27 protein-coding genes are annotated in these 26,011 nt (G+C 67.5%); 8 read left to right on the forward strand and 19 right to left on the reverse strand.

Annotation, left to right across the window (positions count from 1 at the left end):
* Positions 1-4: 4 nt before the first annotated feature.
* The 6 genes from deoC to ACN27E_RS14370 all read right to left on the reverse strand — a co-directional run bounded on the left by deoC (position 5) and on the right by ACN27E_RS14370 (position 3,940).
* The gene (gene deoC, locus ACN27E_RS14345) at positions 5-688 is read right to left on the reverse strand and encodes a deoxyribose-phosphate aldolase (RefSeq protein WP_422749876.1); all 684 of its coding nucleotides are present in this window, start codon (positions 686-688) and stop codon (positions 5-7) included.
* The gene (locus ACN27E_RS14350; protein WP_422742360.1) at positions 685-1,095 is read right to left on the reverse strand and encodes a DUF2599 domain-containing protein; all 411 of its coding nucleotides are present in this window, start codon (positions 1,093-1,095) and stop codon (positions 685-687) included. The genes deoC and ACN27E_RS14350 overlap by 4 nt, the downstream gene beginning before the upstream one ends.
* 4 nt (positions 1,096-1,099) lie before the next feature.
* A complete protein-coding gene (locus tag ACN27E_RS14355) occupies positions 1,100-1,384 on the reverse strand; it encodes a DUF2516 family protein (RefSeq protein ID WP_422742361.1) in 285 nt (94 codons plus the stop codon).
* Between the two features lie 52 nt (positions 1,385-1,436).
* Positions 1,437-2,075, reverse strand: a complete 639-nt coding sequence (locus tag ACN27E_RS14360; RefSeq protein WP_422742363.1) for a heparin-binding hemagglutinin — start codon at positions 2,073-2,075, stop codon at positions 1,437-1,439.
* Positions 2,068-2,526: a helix-turn-helix domain-containing protein gene (locus tag ACN27E_RS14365; protein ID WP_422742364.1), complete on the reverse strand. Its 459-nt coding sequence runs from the start codon at positions 2,524-2,526 to the stop codon at positions 2,068-2,070. The genes ACN27E_RS14360 and ACN27E_RS14365 overlap by 8 nt, the downstream gene beginning before the upstream one ends.
* Before the next feature lie 91 nt (positions 2,527-2,617).
* Positions 2,618-3,940 (reverse strand): DUF445 domain-containing protein, encoded by a 1,323-nt coding sequence (locus tag ACN27E_RS14370; protein WP_422742366.1) that lies wholly within the window; start codon positions 3,938-3,940, stop codon positions 2,618-2,620.
* A gap of 104 nt (positions 3,941-4,044) precedes the next feature.
* Here ACN27E_RS14370 and ACN27E_RS14375 point away from each other — a divergent pair, with 104 nt between their 5' ends.
* From ACN27E_RS14375 to ACN27E_RS14385, 3 genes are all read left to right on the forward strand, one after another.
* Positions 4,045-4,749 (forward strand): TetR/AcrR family transcriptional regulator, encoded by a 705-nt coding sequence (locus tag ACN27E_RS14375; RefSeq protein ID WP_422742367.1) that lies wholly within the window; start codon positions 4,045-4,047, stop codon positions 4,747-4,749.
* Between the two features lie 4 nt (positions 4,750-4,753).
* On the forward strand, positions 4,754-5,620 hold the full coding sequence (locus ACN27E_RS14380) for a polyphosphate kinase 2 family protein (protein ID WP_422742368.1): 867 nt from the start codon (positions 4,754-4,756) through the stop codon (positions 5,618-5,620).
* Between the two features lie 118 nt (positions 5,621-5,738).
* Complete coding sequence (locus tag ACN27E_RS14385; RefSeq protein ID WP_422742370.1) at positions 5,739-6,602, forward strand: endonuclease domain-containing protein; 864 nt, start codon at positions 5,739-5,741, stop codon at positions 6,600-6,602.
* Here ACN27E_RS14385 and ACN27E_RS14390 read toward each other — a convergent pair.
* The 3 genes from ACN27E_RS14390 to ACN27E_RS14400 form a co-directional block, all read right to left on the reverse strand.
* Positions 6,590-7,450, reverse strand: a complete 861-nt coding sequence (locus tag ACN27E_RS14390) for a 3-hydroxybutyryl-CoA dehydrogenase (protein WP_422742372.1) — start codon at positions 7,448-7,450, stop codon at positions 6,590-6,592. The genes ACN27E_RS14385 and ACN27E_RS14390 overlap by 13 nt on opposite strands.
* Before the next feature lie 66 nt (positions 7,451-7,516).
* Positions 7,517-8,803: an isocitrate lyase gene (aceA, locus tag ACN27E_RS14395; RefSeq protein WP_422742374.1), complete on the reverse strand. Its 1,287-nt coding sequence runs from the start codon at positions 8,801-8,803 to the stop codon at positions 7,517-7,519.
* Positions 8,804-9,070: 267 nt separating this feature from the next.
* Entirely contained in the window at positions 9,071-9,859 is a 789-nt protein-coding gene (locus ACN27E_RS14400) for an acyl-ACP thioesterase domain-containing protein (protein ID WP_422749878.1), read from the reverse strand.
* Positions 9,860-9,980: 121 nt separating this feature from the next.
* Between ACN27E_RS14400 and ramB the strand changes: the two genes are divergently transcribed.
* Together ramB and ACN27E_RS14410 are read left to right on the forward strand one after the other, a co-directional pair.
* Positions 9,981-11,411 carry an acetate metabolism transcriptional regulator RamB gene (ramB, locus tag ACN27E_RS14405; RefSeq protein WP_422742376.1) on the forward strand — a complete coding sequence of 477 codons (1,431 nt, stop codon included), beginning with the start codon at positions 9,981-9,983 and terminating at the stop codon, positions 11,409-11,411.
* A gap of 46 nt (positions 11,412-11,457) precedes the next feature.
* Positions 11,458-12,012, forward strand: coding sequence for a carboxymuconolactone decarboxylase family protein (locus ACN27E_RS14410; RefSeq protein ID WP_422742378.1), 555 nt, complete (start codon positions 11,458-11,460; stop codon positions 12,010-12,012).
* A 3-nt stretch (positions 12,013-12,015) separates the two neighbouring features.
* Here the strand turns inward: ACN27E_RS14410 and ACN27E_RS14415 are convergent, their stop codons facing one another.
* The 9 genes from ACN27E_RS14415 to ACN27E_RS14455 are packed head-to-tail and all read right to left on the reverse strand — an operon-like array spanning position 12,016 to position 19,798.
* The gene (locus ACN27E_RS14415) at positions 12,016-12,285 is read right to left on the reverse strand and encodes a hypothetical protein (RefSeq protein WP_422742380.1); all 270 of its coding nucleotides are present in this window, start codon (positions 12,283-12,285) and stop codon (positions 12,016-12,018) included.
* Positions 12,282-13,676 carry a dihydrolipoyl dehydrogenase gene (lpdA, locus tag ACN27E_RS14420; RefSeq protein WP_422742382.1) on the reverse strand — a complete coding sequence of 465 codons (1,395 nt, stop codon included), beginning with the start codon at positions 13,674-13,676 and terminating at the stop codon, positions 12,282-12,284. The genes ACN27E_RS14415 and lpdA overlap by 4 nt, the downstream gene beginning before the upstream one ends.
* A gap of 31 nt (positions 13,677-13,707) precedes the next feature.
* A complete protein-coding gene (locus ACN27E_RS14425; RefSeq protein ID WP_422742384.1) occupies positions 13,708-14,277 on the reverse strand; it encodes a hypothetical protein in 570 nt (189 codons plus the stop codon).
* Positions 14,270-14,548 (reverse strand): putative holin, encoded by a 279-nt coding sequence (locus ACN27E_RS14430; protein ID WP_422742386.1) that lies wholly within the window; start codon positions 14,546-14,548, stop codon positions 14,270-14,272. The genes ACN27E_RS14425 and ACN27E_RS14430 overlap by 8 nt, the downstream gene beginning before the upstream one ends.
* Positions 14,549-14,576: 28 nt before the next feature.
* On the reverse strand, positions 14,577-15,068 hold the full coding sequence (locus ACN27E_RS14435; RefSeq protein WP_422742388.1) for a DUF779 domain-containing protein: 492 nt from the start codon (positions 15,066-15,068) through the stop codon (positions 14,577-14,579).
* Positions 15,069-16,592, reverse strand: coding sequence for an aldehyde dehydrogenase (adh, locus tag ACN27E_RS14440; protein WP_422742390.1), 1,524 nt, complete (start codon positions 16,590-16,592; stop codon positions 15,069-15,071). It abuts the gene before it with no gap.
* A complete protein-coding gene (locus tag ACN27E_RS14445) occupies positions 16,589-17,905 on the reverse strand; it encodes a GAF domain-containing protein (protein ID WP_422742392.1) in 1,317 nt (438 codons plus the stop codon). Before ACN27E_RS14445 ends, adh begins: the two co-directional genes overlap by 4 nt.
* Before the next feature lie 43 nt (positions 17,906-17,948).
* Positions 17,949-18,746, reverse strand: coding sequence for an acetoin reductase (locus ACN27E_RS14450; protein WP_422742394.1), 798 nt, complete (start codon positions 18,744-18,746; stop codon positions 17,949-17,951).
* A complete protein-coding gene (locus tag ACN27E_RS14455) occupies positions 18,746-19,798 on the reverse strand; it encodes a 2,3-butanediol dehydrogenase (RefSeq protein WP_422742396.1) in 1,053 nt (350 codons plus the stop codon). The genes ACN27E_RS14450 and ACN27E_RS14455 overlap by 1 nt, the downstream gene beginning before the upstream one ends.
* Before the next feature lie 117 nt (positions 19,799-19,915).
* Between ACN27E_RS14455 and ACN27E_RS14460 the strand changes: the two genes are divergently transcribed.
* From ACN27E_RS14460 to ACN27E_RS14470, 3 genes are all read left to right on the forward strand, one after another.
* On the forward strand, positions 19,916-21,745 hold the full coding sequence (locus ACN27E_RS14460) for an NAD(P)/FAD-dependent oxidoreductase (protein WP_422742398.1): 1,830 nt from the start codon (positions 19,916-19,918) through the stop codon (positions 21,743-21,745).
* A gap of 28 nt (positions 21,746-21,773) precedes the next feature.
* Positions 21,774-23,777 (forward strand): prolyl oligopeptidase family serine peptidase, encoded by a 2,004-nt coding sequence (locus ACN27E_RS14465; protein ID WP_422742400.1) that lies wholly within the window; start codon positions 21,774-21,776, stop codon positions 23,775-23,777.
* A gap of 73 nt (positions 23,778-23,850) precedes the next feature.
* Complete coding sequence (locus ACN27E_RS14470) at positions 23,851-25,398, forward strand: DUF222 domain-containing protein (RefSeq protein WP_422742402.1); 1,548 nt, start codon at positions 23,851-23,853, stop codon at positions 25,396-25,398.
* Here the strand turns inward: ACN27E_RS14470 and ACN27E_RS14475 are convergent.
* On the reverse strand, positions 25,395-25,964 hold the full coding sequence (locus ACN27E_RS14475) for a TetR/AcrR family transcriptional regulator (RefSeq protein WP_422742404.1): 570 nt from the start codon (positions 25,962-25,964) through the stop codon (positions 25,395-25,397). The genes ACN27E_RS14470 and ACN27E_RS14475 overlap by 4 nt on opposite strands.
* Positions 25,965-26,011: the final 47 nt, after the last annotated feature.

The raw sequence follows: 26,011 nt of genomic DNA on the forward strand, positions 1-26,011 counted from the left end.
GCGATCAGGCGAGTCCGTCGAGCACCGCACGGGTGCCGGACAGTCCCAGCCGGGCGGCCCCCGCGTCGAGCATGGCGATGGCGTCCGCGGCGGTGCGGATACCGCCGCTGGCCTTCACCTCGAGGTGCGGGGCCACCGTGGCGACCATGATCTCCACCGCCGCGGTCGAGGCGCCGCCGCACGGGTGAAAGCCCGTGGAGGTCTTCACGAACTCCGCGTCCGCGTCGGCCGCCGCCCGGCACGCGCCGATGAGGGCCTGTTCGCCGGCATGGGCGAGCAGTGCGGCGGATTCCACGATGACCTTGAGCACCGTGCGTTCGCCGATCGCGGTGCGCACAGCGACGATGTCCGCCCGTACGGCGTCGAATTCCCCGGCCAGCGCCGCACCCACGTCGATCACCATGTCGATCTCGTCGGCGCCCGCCGCGACGGCGTAGGCGGCTTCCTGCGCCTTGACCGCCGGAAGGTGCTTACCGGAGGGGAATCCAACGACGGCGGCGATCGCGACGTCGGCGGGCTGGACCCGTTTGGCGGCCGGCACCATCGACGGGGACACACAGGCCGCGTACACCCCGAGCCGGCCGGCCTCGGCCATCAATTCGGCGACGTCGGCGACGGTGGCCTCGGGTTTGAGCAGGGTGTGGTCGACCAGGTCGGCGACGGCGCTACGGCTCCACTGCCCCATCAGAACGGCTCTTCGGAGCCGCCGGGGTTGCATCCGGAGACCACCATCGTGGTGGCGTCCACCTCGGGGCGCCAGGGTTCGAGGTTCCAGCTCGGCTTGCCGGGCTGAGCGAGTTCGGCGTACTGCCAGTGGCACATGAATTGTTCCCGCATGCCCGGGATGTCCGCGTCGGGCGATGCGGCGAGCACCTCGGCCCAGGCCTGATCCGCCGCGGCGACGGTGCCGGGCTGGCGGGCGGCCTGGCGGGCGGCGGGCGTCGGGTACACCCGCAGGCTGGACAGGTCGCCCCACTTGGCCCACACGACGTGGTCCACATAGCCGGGGGCGCCGGGTTGAGCCGCGGCGGTCGGCGCACCGACAAGGGTCAGGGACGTCGCGAGAAATGTTGCGACGGCGAAGGTCTTGGACACCGGCCTAACGCGACTTCCCCTGGATCTCCAGGATCTTGGGACGCACGTCGACCAGGTAGACGCCGCAGGCGCAGGCACAGATCGCCGCGCCGAACGCATCGCGGAACAGCAACAGCAGGACCACACCCCCGCCGAGGATCGCCAACCACACCGGTTTGGTCAGTTTTCCGGCCGCGGTGTACGCGTCGGGGCGTTGGATCGCGGCGTGCACGAAGGAGTAGACGCCGACGACCAGCACGAGCAGGACAAGCCCGAAGACGATGACGCCCGCAAGGTCGGCAAGTATCACCTCACCAGCCTATGCGGGCGTCAGCGTCAGGTCGAACCCTGTCCGCGTCGATCTACTTCTGCGTCACCTTCTTGGCGGCGGGCGCCTTCTTGGCGGCCGGAGCCTTCTTGGCGGCCGGGGCCTTCTTGGCCGGAGCCTTGGCGGGGGCCTTCTCGGCGGCTTCCTTGACTGGCGCGGCGGCCTCTTCGGTGCGCTTGGGCAGCTCGACGCCGACCAGCTTGGCGGCACGTTCACCGACGGCGCGGGTCTGCGAGGCGACGGTGCCCAGGGCCTGCTCGGTCAGCTCGACGGCCTGGTCGGTGTAGCTCTCGACCCGGGTGGCGGCGTCGCCGAGGGCCGGCTGGCTGCGCAACCGCTCCAGGGCGGCCTCGCCGCGCTCGACCAGCTTGGCGTAGGTGCTCTGCGCGGCGTCGGCGTAGCCCTCGGCGGCCTTGCGCAGTTCCTCGGTGGTCAGGCGGTCGCGCAGCTCGTTGACCTGGGCGGGCAGCTCTTCCTGCAGCTTGGTGATCCGGGCCCGGCTCTCCTCGACGCGGGTGTTGGCGTCGGTGCGGGCCTCTTCGGCGCGGTCGCGCAGGGTGGCGACGATCTCGTTGACGGTGGCCAGGGCCAAGTCGGCTGCGCCGACTGCGGCCAGCAGCGGGGCCTTGAGATCTTCGATGTCGAGCTGGTTGCGGTCGGCGTTCTCAGCCATGTCGGATGTCCTTTCCGGGATCTTCTGTGTAGAGGTGTTCCAGTTGGCCGGTGTCCACGTCACCGCCCGCGCCGGCCTCGGCGAGGGCATCGTTCTGCTGACAGAACGACGTGTAGATCTCGAGCAGCACCTGCTTCTGCCGCTCGGTGATCGCCGCGTCGTTGACGATGGCGTCGCGGACCTCGTTGGGCTCGCTGGGTTCGAGGATCCCGGCTCGCACATAGAGCACTTCGGCCGAAACCCGCAACGCCTTGGCGATCTGACTGAGAACGTCGGCGGACGGCTTCCGCAACCCCCGCTCGATCTGGCTGAGGTACGGATTGCTCACACCGGCCTTCTCGGCCAACTGCCGCACGGACACCTGCGCCGCTTCACGCTGACTCCGGATGAAGCTTCCGATGTCCTGCGCTGCACTGGTCACGACGGTGGCAAGATTTTCCTCCTGCGACATCCGTGACCTCCTCGATGGACGAGTATCCGATTGACGACACAATCCACGGTACGCAAGAGTGCTAACTATTGCAAGCAGTAGTTAGCGCAGGTCAGAAGGCTAGCTGGGCTATCGAATAGATGACCAGTCCGGCGAGCGATCCGACGACGGTGCCGTTGATCCGGATGAACTGCAGGTCGCGGCCGACATGTAGTTCGATGCGGCTGCTGGCTTCCTCGGCGTCCCAGCGCTGGACCGTGTCGGTGACGATCGTGGTGATCTCGGCACCGTATTCGGCCACCACGTGCTGGGCGCCGCGGACAATCCAGTTGTCCACCTTGGTGCGCAGATCCTCGTCGTCGCGCAAACTCTGCCCGACGCGCATCACGGTGTCGGCGATGCGCGCGCGCAACGTCGAGGACGGGTCGTCGACCGACTCGAGGATGATCCGCTTGGCGGCGGTCCAGGCGGTCTCCGCGGCGCGGGCAACCTCGTCGCGCGCCATGATCTGCTCCTTGACGTTCTCGGCCCGCTGGATGGTGGCCTCGTCGTTCTGCAGATCGTCGGCGAACTCGAACAGGAATCGCGTCGCCGACCGGCGCAGTTCGTGGTCGGGGTTGCGGCGCACCTTGTCGGTGAAGTCCATCAGCTCGCGGTGGATCCGGTCACCGACCAGGTGGTCCACCCAGCGCGGCGACCACTGGGGGGAATCGCGCTCGATCACCCGCTCGATCACCTCACCGGCGTTCAGCGACCATTCGAAGGCGCGGTCGGCCAGCAGCTGGATCAGCGCCTCCTGCCGACCCTCGGCCAGCAACTGGGAGAGCACCCTGCCGACCGGCGGGCCCCACTGCGGTTCGGCGATCCGCTTCACGATCATCCGGTCGAGGACCTGCTGGACATCGTCGTCACGCAGCATCTCCACCAGCACGCGCAACACCGTCGAGGTCTCGGTGGCCACCCGCTCGGCGTGGCCCCGGTCGCACAGCCACCGGCCCACCCGGCCGGCCACGTCGGCGTCGCGCAGCTTGGTCTCGACGTTGGCCGGGGACAGGAAGTTCTCCCGGATGAACTCGCCCAGCCCCTCCCCCAGCTGGTCCTTCTTGCGTTTGATGATCGCGGTGTGCGGGATCGGGATGCCCAGCGGATGGCGGAACAACGCCGTCACGGCGAACCAGTCGGCCAGCGCGCCGACCATCCCGGCCTCCGCCGCCGCCCGCACGTAACCCACCCAGCCCGGCGCATCACCGCGGGACTGCAGCCACGTGCAGATCAGGAAGATCGCCGTCGCGCCCAGCAGGAAGCTCAACGCCACCGCCTTCATCCGCCGCAGGCCACGGCGGCGCTCGGCGTCGGCGGCCGAATCCGCGCCGGCGAGCGCCTCGGCGAAACTGGGCCGGGCGGAAGGCGCGCCGGTGTCGGTTCTGTGAGCCACGACGTCCATCATCCCGTACTCCGCGGCGCCGCCGGTCCGCCGAGCCGGGCCCGTGAGATCGGCCTTACTATCGTGGGAGACACGAAGAACGGACTACGGGGACAGTGGCACAGCAGACCGAGTCGGTGGCGGTGAAGACCGACGGACGCAAGCGGCGCTGGCATCAGCACAAGGTCGATCGCCGCAACGAACTGGTCGACGGCACGCTCGAAGCGATCCGCCGCCGCGGAAGCAACGTCAGTATGGACGAGATCGCCGCCGAGATCGGGGTGTCCAAAACGGTGCTCTACCGCTATTTCGTCGACAAGAACGATCTCACCACCGCGGTGATGATGCGGTTCGCCCAGACCACCCTGATCCCGAACATGGCCGCCGCGCTGATGTCGAATCTCGACGGCTTCGACCTGACCCGCGAGATCATCAAGGTCTACGTGCAGACCGTCGCCAATGAACCCGAGCCCTACCGGTTCGTGATGGCGAACAACTCCGCGAGCAAGAGCAAGGCCGTCGCCGATTCCGAGCAGATCATCGCCCGGATGCTGGCGGTCATGCTGCGGCGCCGCATGAACGAGGCGGGGATGGAGACCGGCGGCGTGGAGGCGTGGGCCTACCACACCGTCGGCGGGGTGCAGCTGGCCACGCACTCATGGATGTCCAACCCACGGGTGAGTGCCGACGAGTTGATCGACTACCTGACCATGCTGTCCTGGAATGCGCTGTGCGGCATCGTCGAGGTGGGCGGATCGCTCGAGAAATTCCGTTCGATGGCCCATCCGTCACCGATTCTGCCGCCGCAGGTGTTTGACTGACCCGGTGACCGACACCTCAGATCTGCCGGAGTTGTGGACCCACGAGCCGCATGTGCACCTGCAGTTTCGTCCCGGCGATTCCGTCGCCGCCATCGACACCAGTGCCACGCCCGGTTTCCAGGGCAGCAAGAGCGATGCGCCCGAGTTGCAGACGGAGCGCAACGAACGGTTCGCGGTGCTGCAGGAGATGCTCTACGCCAACAGCTTGGCTGGCGACACCCGCAAGGTGCTGCTGGTGCTGCAGGGGATGGACACCGCAGGCAAGGGCGGCATCGTCAAACACGTTGTGGGCGCGGGTAATCCGCAGGGCGTCGAGTACTCCAACTTCGGCAAGCCCACCGAGGAGGAGCTGGCCCACGACTTCCTGTGGCGCATCGAGCGGGAACTGCCCACCCCCGGCCACATCGGGGTGTTCGACCGTTCGCACTACGAGGACGTGCTGATCGTGCGGGTGCACGACCTGGTGGCCCCGGAGATCTGGAGCACCCGCTACGACACCATCAACGACTTCGAGAAGCGGCTCGTGCTCGACGGCACGACGATCGTCAAGGTGGCGATGTTCGTCTCGCTCGACGAGCAGAAGAAGCGCCTCGCCAAGCGCCTCGACCGGCCCGACAAATACTGGAAGTACAACCCCGCCGACATCGACGAGCGACTGCTGTGGCCCCGATATCAGGAGGCCTACCAGGCGATGCTCGAGCGTACGTCGACCGACTACGCGCCCTGGCACGTCATCCCGTGCGACAAGAAGTGGTACGCCCGGCTGGCGGTCACCGAACTGCTGGTCGAGGCCTTGGAGCGACTCGACTTGTCTTGGCCGGCACCGGATTTCGAGGTGGACACGGAGAAGAAGCGGTTGTCCGAGGCCTGAGTGCCCGCCTCGGGTTTTCGAGTCGCCGAGACTACGGTCTATGACGGAAATCGCGCGAATATCGTCATATTCCGTAGTCTCGCGGAACCGATCGGGCCCCATTTACGCCTAACCAGGTATGGGACGGTTGGTCGTCGGCAGTGAGGCGTTGGCCTCCGGCCGAGTGACGCGGCAGATGCTGCGCTCCGAGTACGTGAAGATTCATCACAACGTCTACGCGCCCGCGGGATTGCCGCTCGACGCGCGCATACGGGCTGAGGCGGCGTGGCTGTGGTCCGGCGGCAAGGCGGTACTGGTCGGCAGCTCGGCGGCCGCGCTGCTCGGCACCCGATGGCTACCTCCCGACGGGCCCGCCGAGATCGCCCGAGTGCGCACGCCGTCGCCGCCGGGCATCACGGTTCACAGCGGCGTCATCAGCGACGACGAGTTGCGCTGCGCGGGCCCGATGCGCCACACCACTGCCTCGCGGACGGCCTACGACCTCGGTCGCCGATTGCGAGGCGACGAGGCGATCATCCGCGTCGACGCGATCCTGAACGCAACGCGGTGTTCCGTCGAGGACGTCCAGAGCACCGCCGCGCGCTACCCTGGCGCGCGCGGAATCCGGCGTCTGCGTGCGACTCTCGACCTCGTCGACCCCGGCGCGGAATCACCGCAGGAGACGCGGCTGCGGCTGGTCCTCATTCGGGGCGGACTGCCCAGACCCGTCACACAGATCCCGGTGATGAACGAATGGGGCCGCGTCGTGCGTCGCATCGACATGGGGTGGCCCGAGGCGATGGTCGGCGTCGAGTACGACGGGGAACAGCATTTCGTGAACGCGGACGACTACGCCAGGGATATCGATCGGCTGGAGTTCCTCGCCGAGAAGGGTTGGCAGATCGTGCGGGTCAGCGCGGCACAACTACGGTACCGGCGCGGGGAGATCGTCACCCGTGCCCGCACCGCGTTGACGCGCCGAGCCGGACCTCAGTACTTGTAGAAGCCCTGGCCCGATTTCTTGCCCAGCTGACCCGCCTCGACCATGCGCAGCAGCAGCGGAGGCGCGGCGTACAGCGGCTCCTTGAACTCCTCGAACATCTTGTCCGCGATCAGCTTCAAGGTGTCCAGACCCACCAGATCCGAGAGCCGCAACGGGCCCATCGGATGCGACAGTCCGGCCACGACGGCTTTGTCGACGTCCTCGATCGTGGCGAAACCGCCCTCGACCATGCGTACGGCCGCCAGCAGATACGGCACCAGCAGCGCATTGACGACGAAGCCGGACCGGTCGCTGCAGCGCACCACCTGCTTGCCCAGGACGTCGCTGGCGAACCGCTCGGTGCGCGCGATCGCCGAATCGGAGGTCACCAGCGTGCTGACGAGTTCGACGAGCGGGAGCACCGGCACCGGATTGAAGAAGTGCAGCCCCAGCACACGGCCCGGATTCTGGGTTGCCGCACCGAGTTTCATGATCGGGATGCTGGACGTGTTGGACGCCAGCACCGCCTCGGGATCGGTGACCACCCGATCGAGCTCGGCGAAGATCTTCGCCTTGACCGACTCGTCCTCGATCACCGCCTCGATCACCAGCTGACGGTCGGACAGATCTTCGAGCGACGTCGTGAACCGCAGCTTGTCCAGCGCGGCGGCCTTCTCGCGTTCGGTCACCTTGCCGGCGCTGACGCCGCGCTCCAGCGACTTGGTGATTCGGTTTCGGCCGGCGGTCACCAGTGCGTCGGTGGTCTCGAAGACGAGCACGTCGACACCCGCTCGCGCGGAGACCTCGGCGATACCCGCGCCCATCTGGCCGGCGCCGATCACGCCTACTCGTTCGATGGAATTGCTCACTGCTGAACCTCTCTTAAAGCGTCAGGCCCCGCCCAACACTTCTGGGCGGGGCCTGCGCTGTCAACCTCAGTGGAACTGGCTGCTCTCGGTGGAGCCGGTCAGCGCCGTGGTCGAGCTGTTCGGGTCCACGGTGGTGGCGATCCGGTCGAAGTAACCGGCGCCGACCTCGCGCTGGTGCTTCGTGGCGGTGTAGCCGCGCTCCTCGGCGGCGAACTCGCGCTCCTGCAGCTCGACGTAGGCGCTCATCTGGTTGCGGGCGTAGCCGTAGGCCAGATCGAACATCGAGTAGTTCAGCGCGTGGAAGCCGGCCAGCGTGATGAACTGGAACTTGAAGCCCATCGCGCCGAGCTCCTTCTGGAACTTCGCGATGGTCGAGTCGTCGAGGTGCTTCTTCCAGTTGAACGACGGCGAGCAGTTGTAGCTCAGCATCTGGTCGGGGAACTCGGCCTTGACGCCCTCGGCGAACTTGCGGGCCAGCTCCAGATCCGGGGTACCGGTCTCCATCCAGATGAGGTCGGAGTACGGCGCGTAGGCCTTGGCGCGGGCGATGCACGGCTCGAGACCGTTCTTGACCCGGTAGAAACCTTCCCTGGTCCGCTCGCCGGTGATGAAGGGCTGATCCCGCTCGTCGACGTCGGAGGTGATCAGGGTCGCGGCCTCGGCGTCGGTGCGGGCGATGACCAGGGTCGGCACATCGGCCACGTCAGCGGCGAGCCGGGCGGAGGTCAGGGTGCGGATGTGCTGCTGGGTCGGGATCAGCACCTTGCCACCGAGGTGACCGCACTTCTTCTCCGAGGCCAGCTGGTCCTCCCAGTGGGAGCCGGCGACGCCCGCGGCGATCATGGCCTTTTGCAGCTCGTAGACGTTGAGCGCACCACCGAAGCCGGCTTCACCGTCGGCGACGATCGGGGCCAGCCAGTTCTCCACCGACGTGTCGCCTTCGACCTTGGCGATCTGGTCGGCGCGCATCAGCGCGTTGTTGATCCGGCGGACCACCTGAGGCACCGAGTTGGCCGGGTAGAGGCTCTGGTCCGGGTAGGTGTGGCCGGACAGGTTGGCGTCACCGGCGACCTGCCAGCCGGACAGGTAGATGGCCTTGAGGCCGGCGCGAACCTGCTGGACGGCCATGTTGCCGGTCAGCGCACCGAGGGCGTTGACGTACTCGAGATCGTGCAGCTGGTTCCACAGCACCTCGGCGCCGCGGCGGGCGAGGGTGTTCTCCTCGACGACGGTGCCCTGGAGCGCGACGACGTCCTCGGCGGAGTACTCGCGGGTGATGCCCTTCCAGCGGGGATTGGTGTCCCAGTCCTTCTGGATCTCTTCGGGTGTCTTCGGCTGGCCAACGGTCGACATTGACGGCTCCTTCGGTTCTCGACATCGCTGCGGTGCCGCCGGCTGCCCGGCTTGTTAACACCAGAACGACATCACTGGTTTCGCTAAGTCGAGGATGCACTACCGCATAACCGCAGGTCCACCCGTTTTGGTTGCCAATTTTCGCCAAGGGTTCACAGGACCTTGCAAAGGTTGCGAAGATCGTCGACAGCTTTACCGGTTCAGTAGTTACTCGCTGGTAACGAGTTTTCGCAGGTCAGTACGCCCGTACTGTTAAACCTGAGCGGATCACAGGGAGAACAGGCAGGCGACCGCTTTGGTCTGCTCGCCGACCACATATGTGAGCGTTGTAACAGTCCTGTCGACGAGCTCCGGACCGAACTGGTCGGTCGAACCCGCCGGGTGGACGTGGCTGACGATCTCGAGCTTGTCGCCGAGGGCCACCGGAAGGTCGTGTTCGATGGTCACCCGCAGCGGGCCGGCAAGCAGTTCGGGGTGGCGGTGCAGGTAGTCCTCGACGACCGACCAATAGACCGAATTGTTCATGTGATCGAAGATGTCGATGTCGCTCACCCGGACGGGATACTCGCGGACATCCTGCGCATCCGCGCGGCCACCGGCCGTCAGGTAGGCCTTCCAGCGCAGCCGGTTGACGTCGGTGGTGCGCTGCAGCCCGGCGATGAAGTCGTCGGCGATGCGCGACGGCCCCTGGGTCTCGCGGTTGATGTTGATCCAGAACGCCTCGGATTCCATCAGGCCGCCACGCCGTCCATCTATCCGCACCCGCATCTCGCACCAGCGGTTCGAGGTTCCAGAACACCACCGCCGGAGCCGGAGCATGTCCTGGAACTCGATTGGACGGATCAGGTCGATCATCGTGCGGCGCACGATCCACAGCGGATGGGTCTCCTCGAAGCCGAGTTCGCGCAGGTGGTCCGAACCGATGTCCTGGATGTGGCGGGTGGCCGCGTCGAAGCGCAGCCGCCCGGTGCGGTCGACGTCGGCCACCCGCAGCGGCCAGCCGGTGTCGAAAACGTCCGGATGCGGGTCCGGGACGGGCGCCAAGACCTTGGCCAGACCCGTGCTAGCTGCAGACGTCGCGCCGCTCACCTGAGAAATCCTGCCACAGCGCCCGGGCTGCCAAGACTGCGAAGGCGTCGGTTCACAGCGGTGTTAGCCCGCCGGTAGCCTGGTTGACGTGGCGAAGACGTTCGTCGGGGCGCGGGTGCGCCAGCTGCGCGGAGAGCGCGGATACAGTCAGGCCGCCCTGGCGCAGATGCTCGACATCTCGCCCAGCTACCTCAACCAGATCGAACACGACGTCCGGCCGCTGACGGTCGCGGTGCTGCTGCGCATCACCGAGGTGTTCGGGGTGGACGCCACGTTCTTCGCTTCGCAGGACGACACCCGCCTGATCGCCGAACTGCGTGAAGTGACCATGGACCGCGACCTCGGCGTCGATGTGGAGCTCTCGGAGATCGCCGATCTGGTGGCCACCCATCCGACCCTGGCCCGCGCGATGGTCAATCTGCACCGGCGCTACCGGCTCACCACCACCCAGTTGGCGGCCGCCACCGAGGACCGCTACAGCGGTGTCGGTATGGGCGGCAGCGGGAGCGGCTCGATCACGATGCCGCACGAAGAGGTGCGCGACTACTTCTATCAGCGGCAGAACTATCTCGACGAACTCGACACCGCCGCCGAGGATCTCACCGTGCGCATGCGCATGCACCGCGGCGACCTGGCCGGCGAGCTGTACAACCGGTTGACGTCGGTGCACGGCGTCCACATCGTGCGCCGCATCGACCTCGGTGACACCGTGCTGCACCGCTACGAGCCGGATACCAAGACCCTCGAGATCAGCAGCCACCTGTCGTCGGGTCAACAGATCTTCAAGATGGCCGCCGAATTGGCCTATCTCGAGTTCGGTGACCTCATCGACACCATGGTCGACGAGGGGATGTTCACCAGCGACGAGTCGCGCACACTGGCCCGCCTCGGTCTGGCCAACTACTTCGCCGCCGCGACGGTGCTGCCCTATCGCCAGTTCCACGACGTCGCCGAGAACTTCCGCTACGACGTCGAGCGGCTCTCGGCGTTCTATTCGGTGAGTTACGAGACCATCGGTCACCGACTGTCCACGCTGCAGCGGCCGTCGATGCGCGGGGTGCCGTTCTCGTTCGTGCGCGTCGACCGCGCGGGCAACATGTCGAAACGGCAGTCCGCCACCGGGTTTCACTTCTCGTCCAGCGGCGGCACCTGCCCACTGTGGAACGTCTACGAAACCTTCGCCAACCCGGCGAAGATCCTGGTGCAGCTGGCACAGATGCCCGACGGCCGCAATTACATGTGGGTCGCACGCACCGTGGAGCGCCGCGCCTCGCGGTACGGACAGCCAGGGAAGACCTTCGCCATCGGGCTGGGCTGCGAGCTGCGCCACGCCCACCGACTGGTGTATTCGGAAGGACTCGATCTGTCCGGCGACCCCAATGTCCGGGCGACGCCCATCGGGGCCGGTTGCCGGGTGTGCGAACGCGACAACTGTCCCCAGCGAGCGTTCCCGGCGCTCGGCCGGGCACTGGACCTCGACGAGCACCGGTCCACGGTGTCGCCGTACCTGGTGAAGTGAATCGCCGGCCGCCGCCACGGGAAAACTCTGTGCCAGACTCGAATACGTGAGCCCATCGCCCCAGGCCCGGATCCCCGCCTCCCGCAGCCTGCGTGAACTCGGTCCGATCGGCTGGGTGGCCGCCCGAGCCGGCGCGCGGGCCATCCGCGCGCCGCGTTTCCATCTGTTCGACGTGCTGGCTCAGCACCGGTTGCTGTTCCTGGCCTGGCTGCCCTACAGCGGCGTCCTGCTCGGACCGCTGGGCAAGCTGTCCCGCCAGGACGCCGAGACGGTCATCCTGCGGGTGGGCCATCTCCGCGGCTGCGAATACGAACTACAGCAGCACCGCCGCCTCGCCCGCAGCCGGGGTCTGGACGCCGAGACGCAGGCCCGGATCTTCGCCGGTCCCGACGCCGAGGGCCTGACCGACCGGCAACGCACCCTGATCACTGCCACCGACGAGTTCGTCGTCACACGTGGGGTGTCCCCGCAGACCTGGGCCGCACTGGCGCGTCACCTGACCAAACAGCAGCTCATCGAATTCTGCATGCTGGCCGCGCAGTACGACGGCCTCGCCGCGACGATCACCACGCTGCAGGTACCGCTCGACTTCCCGGACTAGGGGTTAGAGATACGTCACGCCCAGCACGACGAGCGAGAACAGCACCGGCGACACCGGCAGCCCCCACAGGAAGGCCGCCGCCACCGGTGACTTACGCCCGAACAGCCACCGTCCGAGCAGGCCGGCGACGACCGCCAGCAACAGCGACCCACCGGCGACCACCAGCACCCAGGTGCTGACGTCGGCGCTGCTGGTGGCCAGCGTGATGGCGATCAGCCACCCGATGTGACCGGCCACCAACCCGCCGACACCGGCGACGATTTCGTTTCTCAAAAGTTGATCATGTGGCCGACCAGACCGTGGAAGCACTCCTGCAGCGCTTCGGACATGGTCGGGTGAGTATGCACGTTGCGAGCCAGCTCGTTGGCGGTCAGATCCCACTTCTGCGCCAGCGTCAGCTCGGGCAGCAGCTCGGACACGTCGTGGCCGATGAGATGCCCGCCGATCAGCTCGCCGTACTTCTTGTCGGCGATGAGCTTGACGAAGCCGCTGGGATCACCCATGCCGTGCGCCTTGGCGTTCGCGGTGAACGGGAACTTGGCGACCACCACGTCGTAGCCCTCGTCGCGGGCCTGCTCCTCGGTGAGCCCGAAACTGGCGACCTGCGGCTGGCAGAACGTGGCGCGCGGCATCATCCGGTAGTCACCCAGCGGCAGCGTCTCCGCGCCGGCGATCGTCTCGGCCGCGACCACACCCATCGCCTCGGCGACGTGGGCGAGCTGCAGCTTGCCCGTCACGTCGCCGATCGCATAGATGCCCTTGACGTTGGTGCGCATGTAGTCGTCGATCGCGATGCCGCCGCGGTCGGTGAGCTCGACCCCGGTCTTCTTCAGGTCGTAACCGTCGACGTTGGGCACAAACCCGATGGCCTGCAGCACCTTGTCGGCCTTGAGCTCGTCGCTCTTGCCGTCCTTGCTGATCTTGACGGTCACCGTGGACCCGTCATCTTCGATCGACTCCACCTTGGTGCCGGTGAGGATCTTCACGCCCAGCTTCTTGTACTGCTTCTCGATCTCCTTGGACACCTCGGCGTCCTCGTTGGGCAGGGCGCGCGGCAGGAACTCGACGATGGTCACGTCGACGCCGTAATTCTTCATCACGTACGCGAACTCCATGCCGATCGCGCCGGCGCCGGCGATGACGATCGACGACGGCAGTTCGCGCTCCATGATCTGCTCTTCGTAGGTGATGACGTTCTTGCTCATCTTCGTGCCGGGCACCAGCTTGGTGTGGGCGCCGGTGGCGATGATGACGTTGTCGAACGTCACCTCCTCGGTCCCACCGTCGTTGAGGTCGACCGACAGGGTGTGGTCATCGGTGAACCGGCCGTACCCGTGGATCTCGGTGATCTTGTTCTTCTTCATCAGGAAGTGCACGCCGGTGACGCGGCCGTCGGCCACCTTGCGGCTGCGGTCGAAGGCGACGCCGTAGTCGAACGTCGCCTCGCCGCTGATCCCGAACGTCTTGGCTTCCTTGGTGAAGATGTGCGCCAGCTCGGCGTTGCGCAGCAGCGCCTTACTCGGGATGCACCCGACGTTGAGGCATACGCCGCCCCAGTATTTGGGTTCGACGACTGCGGTGTTGAGACCGAGCTGGGCGGCACGGATCGCCGCGACGTATCCGCCGGGGCCGGCTCCGAGAACGACGACGTCATAGTGGGTCACGTACTCCACCCTAGTGGTCGGGGCCGTCAGGTCAGTGTGCGATCCAGCCGAAGACGTATGCGCCGTAGAGCACGGCCGCACCCACCGTGGACGCCAGCGGCGCCGACATCAGCGCGATGGCCAGCGCGGTCACCGAGGGCCGGTTCTGCACCATCGCGACGATCAGGCCGGCGACCGTGCACACCACCAGGTAGACCAGGACGCCGAAGACCGACCAGGTCTTGTCCACATCGGTGTCCCCGACCCACAGGTAGTACAGCCCGGCGCCGATCGGGGCGGCCACCAGCCATACCGCCGCCACGATCAGCGCGAAAACCCATCGTTTGAGGAAGCCGAAGGTGCTGGGCACCGCCAGGGGATGCGCCGGCGGTACCGCCACCGGATGTGATCCGGTGTCCGGGTAGTCGAAGGCCTGATAGGCCAACGATTCGCGATCGGGACCGGGATCGGGGTCGGCGTCGAGGGTCAGCGTCGCCTGCCGGCCGGACGGCGCCTCGGGCGGGGCGGCCGGCATCGGCGCGCTGAAGGCGCCGGTGTCGAATGTCGGGAGGTAGGGCATCGTCGGATCCCCGGTCGTCTTACTGTTCCGCGACTCAGCCACCGTGGACCACCTCGATCAGGACCAGAGCACCGAGCCACCCCGGTCCGACAGCCAGGATGGCAGACCCGAGCGCCGTCATCCAGCGGCGCCCGGAGATCAGGATCATGAGCAGGCCGAGTGCGCCCGGCACACCCACCACCAGGGCCATCACCGCGTCCGGGCGGACAGTGGCGGTGATCAGCAGGGTGGACGTGACGGCGACGAGCAACCCGACCGCAGCGCCGACCAGCATGGCGCTGGTCAACACCCAGGTACGCGGCAGCGGTATCACGCCCCGACGATAACGCCGCCGCTCGCCGCTAAGGCTGCACCCGCGCGGCGCGCCCAGGTATCGGACAGACATCAATTGCCTCGGCCACCACGCCGGCACGTCCGGGCGGTCGCCGCCCCTCGGCGTACTGCGCACCGGTCACCGGCGGTTCGGCGGCCAGTGCGTCGTTCTCGGCATCGGTGAACGCGCGACCCCGGGACAGGAAGCGCACTCCCTCGGGCGCCTCGAGGCTGAACCCGCCGCCGCGGCCGGGAACCACGTCGATCACCAGCTGGGTGTGCTTCCAGGTGTCGAACTGGGGTCCGGAGATCCAGACGGGCACTCCCGCCGCACCGACGTCGAGCACCGCGAGCAGCACGTCACGGTCACCGACGATGAAGTCCCCGTCGGGGTAGCACATCGGTGACGACCCGTCGCAGCAGCCGCCGGACTGGTGGAACATCAGCGCGCCGTGGCGGCCCTGCAGTGTCGTCAGCAGATCCGCCGCGGCCCGCGTGACGAGCGCCCGGTGCGGTGTCATCTAGAAGAAGCCCTGCGCCTTGTTGCTGTAGCTCACCAACAGGTTCTTGGTCTGCTGATAGTGGTCGAGCATCATCTTGTGGGTCTCGCGCCCGATGCCGGACTGCTTGTACCCGCCGAAGGCCGCGTGCGCGGGATACATGTGGTAGCAGTTCGTCCAGACTCGGCCGGCTTTGATGTCCCGTCCGGCCCGGTAGGCGGTGTTCCCGTCCCGGCTCCACACGCCGGCACCCAGGCCGTAGAGGGTGTCGTTGGCCTGGGCGATCGCGTCGTCGTAATCGCTGAACTTCCCGACGGCGACCACAGGGCCGAAGATCTCCTCCTGGAACACGCGCATCTTGTTGTGCCCCTCGAAGATGGTGGGCTGCACATAGAACCCGCCGTTGAGGTCACCACCGAGTTCGGCGCGTTCCCCGCCGGTGACCACCCGCGCGCCTTCGTCCTTGCCGATCTCGATGTAGGACAACACCTTTTCGAGCTGGTCGTTGGAGGCCTGGGAACCGATCATGGTCTCGGTGTCGAGCGGATCGCCTTGGCGCACCGCCTTGGTGCGGATCGCGGCCAACTCCAGGAATTCGTCGTAGATGTCGGCCTGGATCAACGACCGCGACGGGCAGGTGCACACCTCACCCTGGTTCAGGGCGAACATCGTGAACCCCTCCAGCGCCTTGTCCTGGAAATCGTCACCGGCGGCCATCACGTCGGAGAAGAAGATGTTCGGGCTCTTACCGCCCAGCTCCAAGGTGACCGGGATCAGGTTCTGCGAGGCGTACTGCATGATCAGCCGGCCGGTGGTGGTCTCCCCGGTGAATGCGATCTTGGCGATCCGGTTGCTCGAGGCCAACGGTTTACCGGCCTCCACGCCGAATCCGTTGACCACGTTGAGCACACCGGCGGGCAACAGATCCCCGATCAGGCCCAGCAGATACAGGATCGAGGCCGGGGTCTGTTCGGCCGGTTTGAGGACCACCGCGTTCCCGGCCGCCAGCGCGGGTGCGAGTTTCCAGGTGGCCATCAGGATCGGGAAGTTCCACGGAATGATCTGTCCCACCACGCCGAGCGGTTCGTGGAAGTGGTAGGCCACGGTGTCGTCGTCGACCTGCGACAGCGCACCCTCCTGGGCGCGGATCGCCCCGGCGAAGTACCGGAAGTGGTCGATCGCCAACGGGATGTCGGCGTTGAGGGTCTCGCGGATCGGCTTGCCGTTGTCCCACGACTCGGCGAGCGCCAACGCCTCCAGGTTGGCCTCCATGCGGTCGGCGATCGCCAACAACACCCCCGCGCGTTCGGCGGGCGAGGTCTTCCCCCAGGCCGGCGCCGCGGCATGCGCGGCATCGAGAGCCTTGTCGATATCGGCCTCCGTCGAGCGGGGAATCTCGCAGAACCCCTGTCCGGTCACCGGCGTCAGATTCTCGAAGTACTCCCCACCCGCCGGCTCCACCCACTCACCACCGATGAAATTGCCGTACCGCGACTCGTACTTCATCAAAGCATCCGCAGCACCCGGGCGAGCAAAGACAGTCATGCGTTTCCTCCTTGTGAGGGTTGGGGTTCGGGGGTTTCCAGACGGGCGGAGTGGACGACCGGGGCGGTCGAGGTCGGCAGGAGCCGCATCATATCGACGGGATAGTGCACGTCGAGTCGCACGGTGTGCGCGATCCGGTAGGGCTGCGCGGCGAGCAGTCCGATGAACTGTTTGCGCAACCGCGACATCTCGGCGCGCACCGTCACCACCCGCGACGGATCGCCGTAGAGGTCGGCGGCCAGCTCGGGTGCCGAGCGGCCGGCAGGCCGAAGAGACAGCGCCAGAAGGATTTCCGCGTGGCGCAAGCTCAAGTCGTGGCGCCAGCCACCCGCCTGGCCGAACATTTTCAACGTGGGCGCATCGGGATTGCTCAGATCCAGCACCGCCTGCGCACCCGCTGCCGCCGTCTGCGGATCGTCGGCCAACCGGACCAGCCAGCCACCCGGCAGCGGGTCGATGTCGCACGGCCCCAGCGCCGGTAGGAGCAGCCGCCCCGGCGCGACCTCGCGGGGGAGTGCGATCCGGTGGTGCGGGGGCAGCGAGTCCACTGCGGCCACCCAGCCGTCGGGATCGACCGCGAGCGCGGGGCTGCCGATCCGCGCGAGGATCGGCGCGGCGACCATCCGCAATGAATTCAGCGTGTTGTTGTGTTGTTCGCGCAGATGCGATTCCGCGAGCCGGGCGACGGCGTCGACCAACGCGACGGTCGTCGGGTGCACGGTCGCGGCGGGACCGGACACGTCGACCACCCCGATCACGTGTCCGGTGCGGGGGTCTTTGATCGGGGCGCCGGCGCAGGTCCAGGAGTGGTGGCTGCGCGCGAAATGCTCGGCGGAGAACACCTGTACGGCGCTGTTGGACATCAGCGCCGTGCCGATGGCGTTGGTGCCGACGGCGTTCTCACCCCAGTGCGCACCTTCGACGAAGCCGAGCCGGTCGGCCGATCCGAGCACCGAACGCGAACCGGCGCGCCACAGCACCCGCCCGCGCGCGTCGGCGACCACCAGGATGTTGTCGCCCTCGACGATCATCGATTCGAGGCCGCGGGAGAGGTCGTCGAGCACCGCCATCAGGCCGGAGGACTGTCGCAACTCCTCGACCGTGGCGCCCTCCACCTCGGGGTCGGGCAGCGCGTCGGGCTCGATACCGCGTGCCATCAGCCGGTGCCAAGAGTCCTCGATGACCTTGCGCGGTCGCGCCGGCGCCCGGCCGCCGGCCATGGTGGCGTCATAGACCGCCGACATCAGCCGGGCGTAGCGGCGTGGATCCTCTCCCGCGGCGATGGCGGGTTCGGGAACGGGCGGACGGGGCATCACCACCGATTGTGCTCCCCGTCACAGCGCTGCGGCAACGAGGTCACCGGTAGACCATGCCGCCGTCGATCAGGCCGGCCTGCCCGGTCATGTAGTCGGCGCCGGGTCCGGCCAGGTAGGCGACGAATCCCGCCACGTCATGCGGCGTCTCCGGACGGCCGAGCGCGATGGTCGAGGAGAACTTCTCGAAGGTCTCGCCCTCGGCGGCACCGGTCAGTTCGGCGAACCGGCGGTCGATTTCGACCCACATGTCGGTGCCCACCACGCCGGGGCAGTAGGCGTTGACGGTGATGCCGTCGGCGGCGTGCTCCTTGGCCGCGGCCTGGGTCAGCGCTCGCACCGCGAACTTGGTGGCGCTGTAGGGACCGAGCATCGCGAACCCCTCGTGTCCGGCGATGGACGACGCGTTGATCACCTTGCCGCGCCGCCCGAGTTCCTTGAATTTCGCGACCGCGGCCTGGATGCCCCACAGCACCCCGTCGACGTTGATCGACCACAGGCGCGTGAGGTCGGCCGGCCTGACCTCGGCAATGGGGCCGACCATGGCGATGCCCGCGTTGTTGACCATCACGTCGAAGCCGCCGAGCGCGGACGCCGCGTGGTCGACGGCGGCGAACACCGCATCCCGGTCACTCACGTCGGCGACGAACGTGGTGCTCTTGGCGCCGGATTCGGCGAGTTCGGCGGCCACGTCACCGAGACCGCCTTCGGACACGTCGACCAGGGCCACATCGGCGCCCTGCCGGGCGAGTTCGACGGCGATACCGCGGCCGATTCCGCGACCGGCGCCGGTGACCAGAGCGATCTTGCCTGCCAGCGGCGCGGGAATCTGCGTTGTCATCAGTGCTCCTTCGTCGGATCGACGAGAACCTTCATCTTCTCGCCGGCATGCAGGGCCTCGAACCCCTCGTCGACGACGTCGCCGATCGGGATCGAGGTGACCCACCCGGTGGTGTCGTAGGCGCCGCGGGCCATCAGGGCGATGACGGCTTCGAAGTCCGCGGCCGTGTAACACAGCGAACCTTGGATGCGGGATTCGTTCATGACCAGGTTCAGCAGCGGGGTGGTCAGCGGCTTCTCGTAGATCGCGACGCTCACCATCGGACTGCGAGCTGCCACGCACGCCAGCGCCGTTTCCACGGCCGGCGCCACGCCGGCGGCGTCGAAGACGGCACCGGCGCCGCGTCCGCCGGTGTGATCGGCGATGAACCCGGCCACGTCCATCCCGGTGGGGTCGAGTGTGCGGGCGCCGAGCGCTTCGATCGACGCGCGCCGGGTCGCCGAGGGCTCGACGACGAAGACGTCATCGATCCCTTTACCGCGCAACGCGAACCAGAGTCCGATGCCGATCGGTCCCGCCCCGAAGACCATCGCGGTCTCCCCGGGTTGCACATCCCCGAGGGTTGCGGCGTGATAGGCCACCGACATCGGTTCCACCAGGGCGCCGAGCTCGAGGCTCACACCGTCGGGCAGGCGGTGCAGCATCTCGGTGGGCACCACGGTGTACTCGGCCATACCGCCGTCGGACATCAAGCCGTGGAACCCGATCTGCGCACAGATGTTGTAGTTCCCCGCCTGACACGGGGCGCAGTGTCCGCATTTGTAGATCGGTTCTACCGCGACCCGGTCCCCCTGGTTCCAGCCGGAGACGCCGGCGCCCACCTCGGTGATCACCCCGGAGAATTCGTGACCCATGACCAGCGGCAGCTCCCGACCGGTCAGCGGGTGCGGTTGGGTGGGAATGAAGATGGGCCCGGCGTAGTACTCGTGCAGGTCGGTGCCGCAGATCCCGTTGTAACCCACCTGCACCTTGACGGTGCCCGGACGCGGGTCGGGTTCGGGGACATCGGCGACCTCGAGTTTGTTGGGCCCGTGGTAGACGGCGGCTTTCATGGACCCAGTTCTATGTGACCCCGGACACACGCGAAAGAGTTGCATCGGGTTGCAGCCGGGCGTGCAACGCCGTGCAACCCTTGTGCCGCCCGGCAACCGAGGTGTGCCCTGGGTCACATGACACAGACTCTGGAACCGGCCACCGACCTGACCCCGCAGCAGCGCGTCGACAACTGGCTCGCCGACTTCGAGGCCGCGTTGGCGGTACGCGACATCGACCGCGTGGTGGCCAAGTTCGCGACCGACAGCTTCTGGCGCGATCTGGTCGCGTTCACCTGGAACCTCAAGACGCTCGAGGGCCGTGACGGCATCGCCGCCATGCTCACCGCGCGGCTCGCCGAGACCGACCCCGCTCGTTTCCGGACCCGCGAGGCTCCGACCAGCGAGGGCGACGTCACGACGGCGTTCATCGAGTTCGAGACCGCGGTCGGCCGCGGTGTGGGACATCTGCGGTTGCGGGGTGACTCAGCCGGAAACGATGTGGCCTGGACCTTGCTGACCACGATGCAGGAGCTCAAGGGACACGAGGAGCACAAGGGACCGTCGCGGGTGCTCGGCGCGGTGCACGGATCGGATCCCGATCCGCGGTCATGGGCGGAGAAGCGCGCCGAGGAGCAGGCCGCACTGGGCCGGACGGTGCAGCCGTACGCGCTGGTGATCGGTGGCGGCCAGGGCGGTATCGCGCTCGGCGCGCGCCTGCGTCAGCTGGGCGTACCCGCGATCGTGGTCGACCGTCACGAGCGGCCGGGCGACCAGTGGCGCAAGCGCTACAAGTCGCTGTGCCTGCACGACCCGGTCTGGTACGACCACCTTCCGTATCTGCCGTTCCCGTCGAATTGGCCGGTGTTCGCACCGAAGGACAAGATCGGCGACTGGCTGGAGTTCTACACCCGGGTCATGGAGGTGCCGTACTGGTCGATGACCACGTGTCTGTCGGCCTCGTTCGACGAGGCCACCGCGACCTGGACGGTGGAGGTCGATCGCGACGGCGAACGGCTCACCCTGCATCCGACGCAGCTGATCCTGGCCACCGGGATGTCGGGCAAGCCGTATGTGCCGAATCTGCCGGGACAGGACCTGTTCCGCGGCGATCAGCACCACTCCAGCGCGCACTCCGGGCCCGACCGCTACGCCGGAAAGCGGGCCGTGGTGATCGGATCTAACAACTCCGCACACGACATCTGCAAGGCACTGGTCGAGAACGGCGCGGACGTGACGATGGTGCAGCGATCCTCGACGCATATCGTCAAGTCGGATTCGCTGATGGACCTCGGCCTCGGCGATCTGTACTCGGAGCGGGCGCTGGCGGCCGGGATGACGACCGAGAAGGCCGATCTGACCTTCGCCTCGCTGCCCTACCGGATCATGCACGAGTTCCAGAAGCCGATCTACGACGCGATCCGCGAGCGCGACCGCGAATTCTATCAACGGCTGTCCGATGCGGGCTTCGAATTAGACTGGGGCGACGACGATTCCGGCCTGTTCATGAAGTATCTGCGCCGCGGTTCGGGCTATTACATCGACGTGGGCGCGTGTGATCTGGTGGCTGACGGCACGATCAAGCTGGCTCACGGTCAGGTGGCGCGGCTGACCGAGGACGCCGTGGTGCTGAGCGACGGCACCGAGCTGGCGGCCGACGTGGTGGTCTATGCGACGGGCTACGGCTCGATGAACGGCTGGGCCGCGGACCTGATCGGTCAGGAGGTCGCCGACAAGGTGGGCAAGGTGTGGGGTCTCGGGTCGTCGACGACCAAGGATCCCGGGCCCTGGGAGGGTGAACAGCGCAACATGTGGAAGCCGACCCAGCAGGAGAATCTGTGGTTCCACGGCGGCAATCTGCACCAGTCGCGGCACTATTCGCTCTACCTCGCGTTGCAGCTCAAAGCCCGCTACGAAGGCATCCCGACGCCGGTGTACGGCCTGCAAGAGGTGCACCACCTGAGCTGACGGCGTCGGCGCCCGCCAGAATGGTGGGGTGAGCACTTCAGACCCCTACCTGTGGCTCGAGGACGTGACGGGCGGCGACGCCCTGGACTGGGTCCGACAGCACAACGAGCCCACGCTGGCCGACCTCGGTGGTGAGCGCTTCGAGCAGATGCGCACCGAGGCGCTCGAAGTGCTCGACACCGACGCCCGCATCCCGTACGTGCGCCGCCGCGGGGAGTACCTCTACAACTTCTGGCGGGATGCGCAGAACCCGCGTGGATTGTGGCGGCGGACCACCTTGGACAGCTACCGCACCGAGGAGCCGGACTGGGAGATCGTGATCGACGTCGACCAGCTCGCCCGCGCCGACGACGAGAACTGGGTGTGGGCGGGCGCGGGTGTTCTCGAACCCGAACACACCCGCGCGCTGGTCAGCCTGTCGCGCGGCGGTGCCGACGCGGCGATTGTCCGCGAATTCGACATGCTGACAGGTGAATTCGTCACCGGTGGCTTCGAGGTGGCCGAGGCGAAGACCCAGATCGACTGGGAGGACGCCGACACGGTGTTGATCGGCACCGACTTCGGCCCGGGGTCGTTGACCGAGTCGGGCTATCCGCGGCTGGTCAAGCGGTGGCGGCGCGGTACACCGCTGTCCGAGGCGGAGACGGTGTTCAGCGCCGAGCCGGGCGACGTCATCGTCGGCGCCTCGGTGGACCGGACGCCGGGGTTCGAGCGCACCCTCATCAGCCGCGCCCTCGACTTCTTCAACGACGAAGTGCACGAGCTGCGCGGTGGCGAGTTGATCCGCATCGAGGCCCCGACCGACGCCACGGTCTCGGTGCACAGAGACTGGCTGCTCATCGAGTTGCGGACAGACTGGAAAAACCACCGGGCGGGGTCGCTGCTGGCCGCGAATTACGACGAATTCGTCGGCGGGACGGCAGAACTGACGGTTGTCTTCGAACCTGATGAGCACACCTGCCTGCACCACTACGCCTGGACCCGGGACCGACTCGTCGTCGTGACGCTGGCCGACGTGGCCAGCCAGGTGCAGATCTACACTCCCGGCCCGTGGTCGAGCGAACCGGTGCCGGGTCTGCCGGAGAACACCAACACCGTGATCGTCGCGGCCGACGACCTCGGCGAGTCGGGTGGCGACGAGATCTTCTTGGATTCCAGCGGTTTCGACACCCCGTCGCGACTGCTGTACGGCACCGCAGGCGGCGAGCTGACCGAGACCAAACGCGCCCCGTCCTTCTTCGATGCCGCCGACCTGGTGGTCGACCAGCATTTCGCCACCTCGGCCGACGGCACCGCCATCCCGTATTTCGTGGTGTCGCACCGGCACAACCAGGCGCCCGGACCTACTTTGCTCGGCGGCTACGGCGGTTTCGAGGTGTCCCGCACCCCCGGTTACGACGGGGTGCTGGGCCGGCTGTGGCTCTCCCGCGGCGGGACGTACGTGCTGGCGAATATCCGCGGCGGCGGTGAGTACGGACCCCGCTGGCACACCCAGGCGATGCGGGAGGGCCGCCATCTGGTCTACGAGGACTTCGCAGCGGTCGCGGCCGATCTCGTCGAACGAGGCATCACGACCGTCGAGCAGCTCGGCGCGCAGGGCGGCAGCAACGGGGGCCTGCTGATGGGCGTCATGCTCACGCAGTACCCGGAGCTGTTCGGGGCGCTGGTGTGCAGCGTGCCGCTGCTCGACATGCGCCGGTTCCACCTCCTGTTGGCCGGCGCGTCCTGGGTGGCCGAATACGGCGATCCGGACGAGCCCGACGACTGGGAGTTCATCTCGAAGTATTCGCCCTACCAGAACATTTCAGCGCAGCGCCGGTATCCCCCGGTGCTCATCACCACCTCGACGCGTGATGACCGCGTGCATCCCGGACATGCCCGCAAGATGGCCGCAGCCCTCGAGGAGATCGGCCAGCCCGTGCAGTACTACGAGAACATCGAAGGCGGGCACGGCGGCGCGGCGGACAACGCGCAGGCGGCGTTCCGTTCGGCGCTGATCTACGAATTCCTCTGGCAGAGGCTGTCGAGCTAGCGCGGCTTCCGAGGTTGTCCACAGCCCGTTGGATCGCCTCGACGTGTCCCCGGGCGCAGGTACTATCGAATGTATGTTCGATACGGTGTTTGCGGGGCAGGACGAGGCCACGCTGATCGCGGCGATCGGGCAGGCCGCGCGGGAGGAAGCCCGGGCCGGGGCGCGGAAGTTGGCCGCGATCGCGCAGTTGACGCAGTCGACGGTGATGGTCGACGACGAGTGCGATGACTGGGTGTATGACTCCTGGGCGGCGACCGCCTCGGAGGTGGGAGCGGCGTTGCGGGTCGGGCAGCGGCGGGCCTCAGGGCAGATGCGGATCGCGATGGCGTTACGCGACCGGCTGCCCCGGGTGGGGGCGCTGTATCTGCTGGGCCGGCTCAGTGGCCGGGTGGTCTCGCAGATCACCTGGCGCACCCGCCTGGTCGAGGATGAGGCGGTGTGGGCGCTCCTGGATGCCGCGCTGGCGGAGGCGGCGCTGCGCTGGGAGTCGTTGTCCGATGCCGCGTTGATCCGCGCCATCGACGCGTTGATCGCCCGCCATGACCCGGATGCGGTGATCCGGGCCCAGGAGACGCTGCGCCAGCGCGATGTCCGGATCGGCTCCTGCGATGATCCTGACGAGCTGGTGTCGGTGTACTGCCTGCTGCTCGGATGTGACGCCGCGGTACTGACCGCGCGGATCACCCAGCTGCTCCACGGGATCTGTGACAACGATCCACGCTCGATCGGCGAGCGGCGTTCGTGCGCGGTGGGCGCCATCATCCAGGGTCTCGACCGTATGCCGTGCCGCTGCGGATCACCCGAATGCGCGGCGCTGGATGCACCTTCCTCGAGTGTGGTGATCACCGTGGTCGCCGACCCCGCCGCGGTCGACGCCGCGCACCACCTGAACGCCGCAGAGGACCGCGGCCAGCGGGCTGTGTTCGGTGCGCTTGCCGAGGACGGCGCGCCGGCGCAACCCGAACCCGAACCCGGTCCCGAAGCCGAACCCGAACGCGTGCCCGAACCCGTGCCGTCTGATCCCCGCCCCTGCCCGCACGATTCCGGGCTGGCGCTGCTGCCCGGGGCGACGGTCCTGCCCGTGGTGGCGCTGGCCGACGCGATCCGCAACGGCGCCACCCTCACCACGCTCCGGCAGCCCGGACCCGACCCCGAACCGCACTACCGCCCCTCAGCCGCACTCGCCGCGTTCGTCCGCACCCGCGACCTGTTCTGCCGCTTCCCCGGCTGCACCGTCCCGGCCGAACGCTGCGACATCGACCACGTCGCGCCCTGGCCTTACGGACCCACCCACGCCTCGAACCTGCACTGCAAATGCCGCACCCACCACCTGGCCAAAACCTTCATCGACGGCTGGCGCGACGAACAACTGCCCGACGGCACCGTCCTGTGGACCAGCCCCACCGGCCAGCGCTACACCACCGTGCCCGGCAGCCGACTCTTCTTCCCCGCCTGGAACACCACCACCACCGAACTCCCACCCCTGACCAAGCCACCACCAGAACCCGACCGCACCGCCAAAATGCCCAAACGACGACGCACCCGCGCCGCCGAGCACACCGCACGCATCACAGCCGAACGCGCTCAAAACGCCACCGCGCGCACGCCACGCGCGCTCTAGCTAGCGTGGGGCGCCCGCAGTCCGAGCGTGCGCCGGCCGGCTGCGATCAGTGCGTCGCGCAGTTGATGCTCGTCGACATCTCCGTAATCGACGCCTGCCGCCGAGGCGATTCCGGACATCACCAGTGCCGCCTTCACCTGTCCACCGAGCCCCGGTTCGACGGCGGCGAACACGGCCATCTGACGCGCCACCACCGCCGCCCAGTCTTCGCGGTCACGGAGCAGCGCGGCAACGCCGGGGTCTCCGGTGAGGAGCGGGATTAGTTCGCGGCGCGACGCGGCCAATGCCGCATAGCCGGCCAGCAGGCGTTCGGCGCGGGCGCGCGGTCCGGACCGGGACTCGGCGGCGTCCAGAAGTGCGCTCACCTCGGCGATCAATGGCTCCATCACCGCGCTCAGCAGCTCGTCGCGGGTGCGGAAGTGGTGGTAGATCGCTGACTTCGTCAGGCCGAGCTCGTCGGAGATCATCTGCAGCGACGTACCGGCCACGCTGTGTCGCTGGAACAGCTCGATCGCTACCTCCATGAGCCGCAGCCGGGTCGGCCCGCCCGGTGTTTGGCCGCTCACGTCGCGCACTTTACCTGACCACTCGTATAGGAGCTTGCTGTACGTTT

It is taken from the genome of Mycobacterium sp. WMMD1722 (assembly GCF_049315205.1).
Taxonomy (GTDB): domain Bacteria; phylum Actinomycetota; class Actinomycetes; order Mycobacteriales; family Mycobacteriaceae; genus Mycobacterium.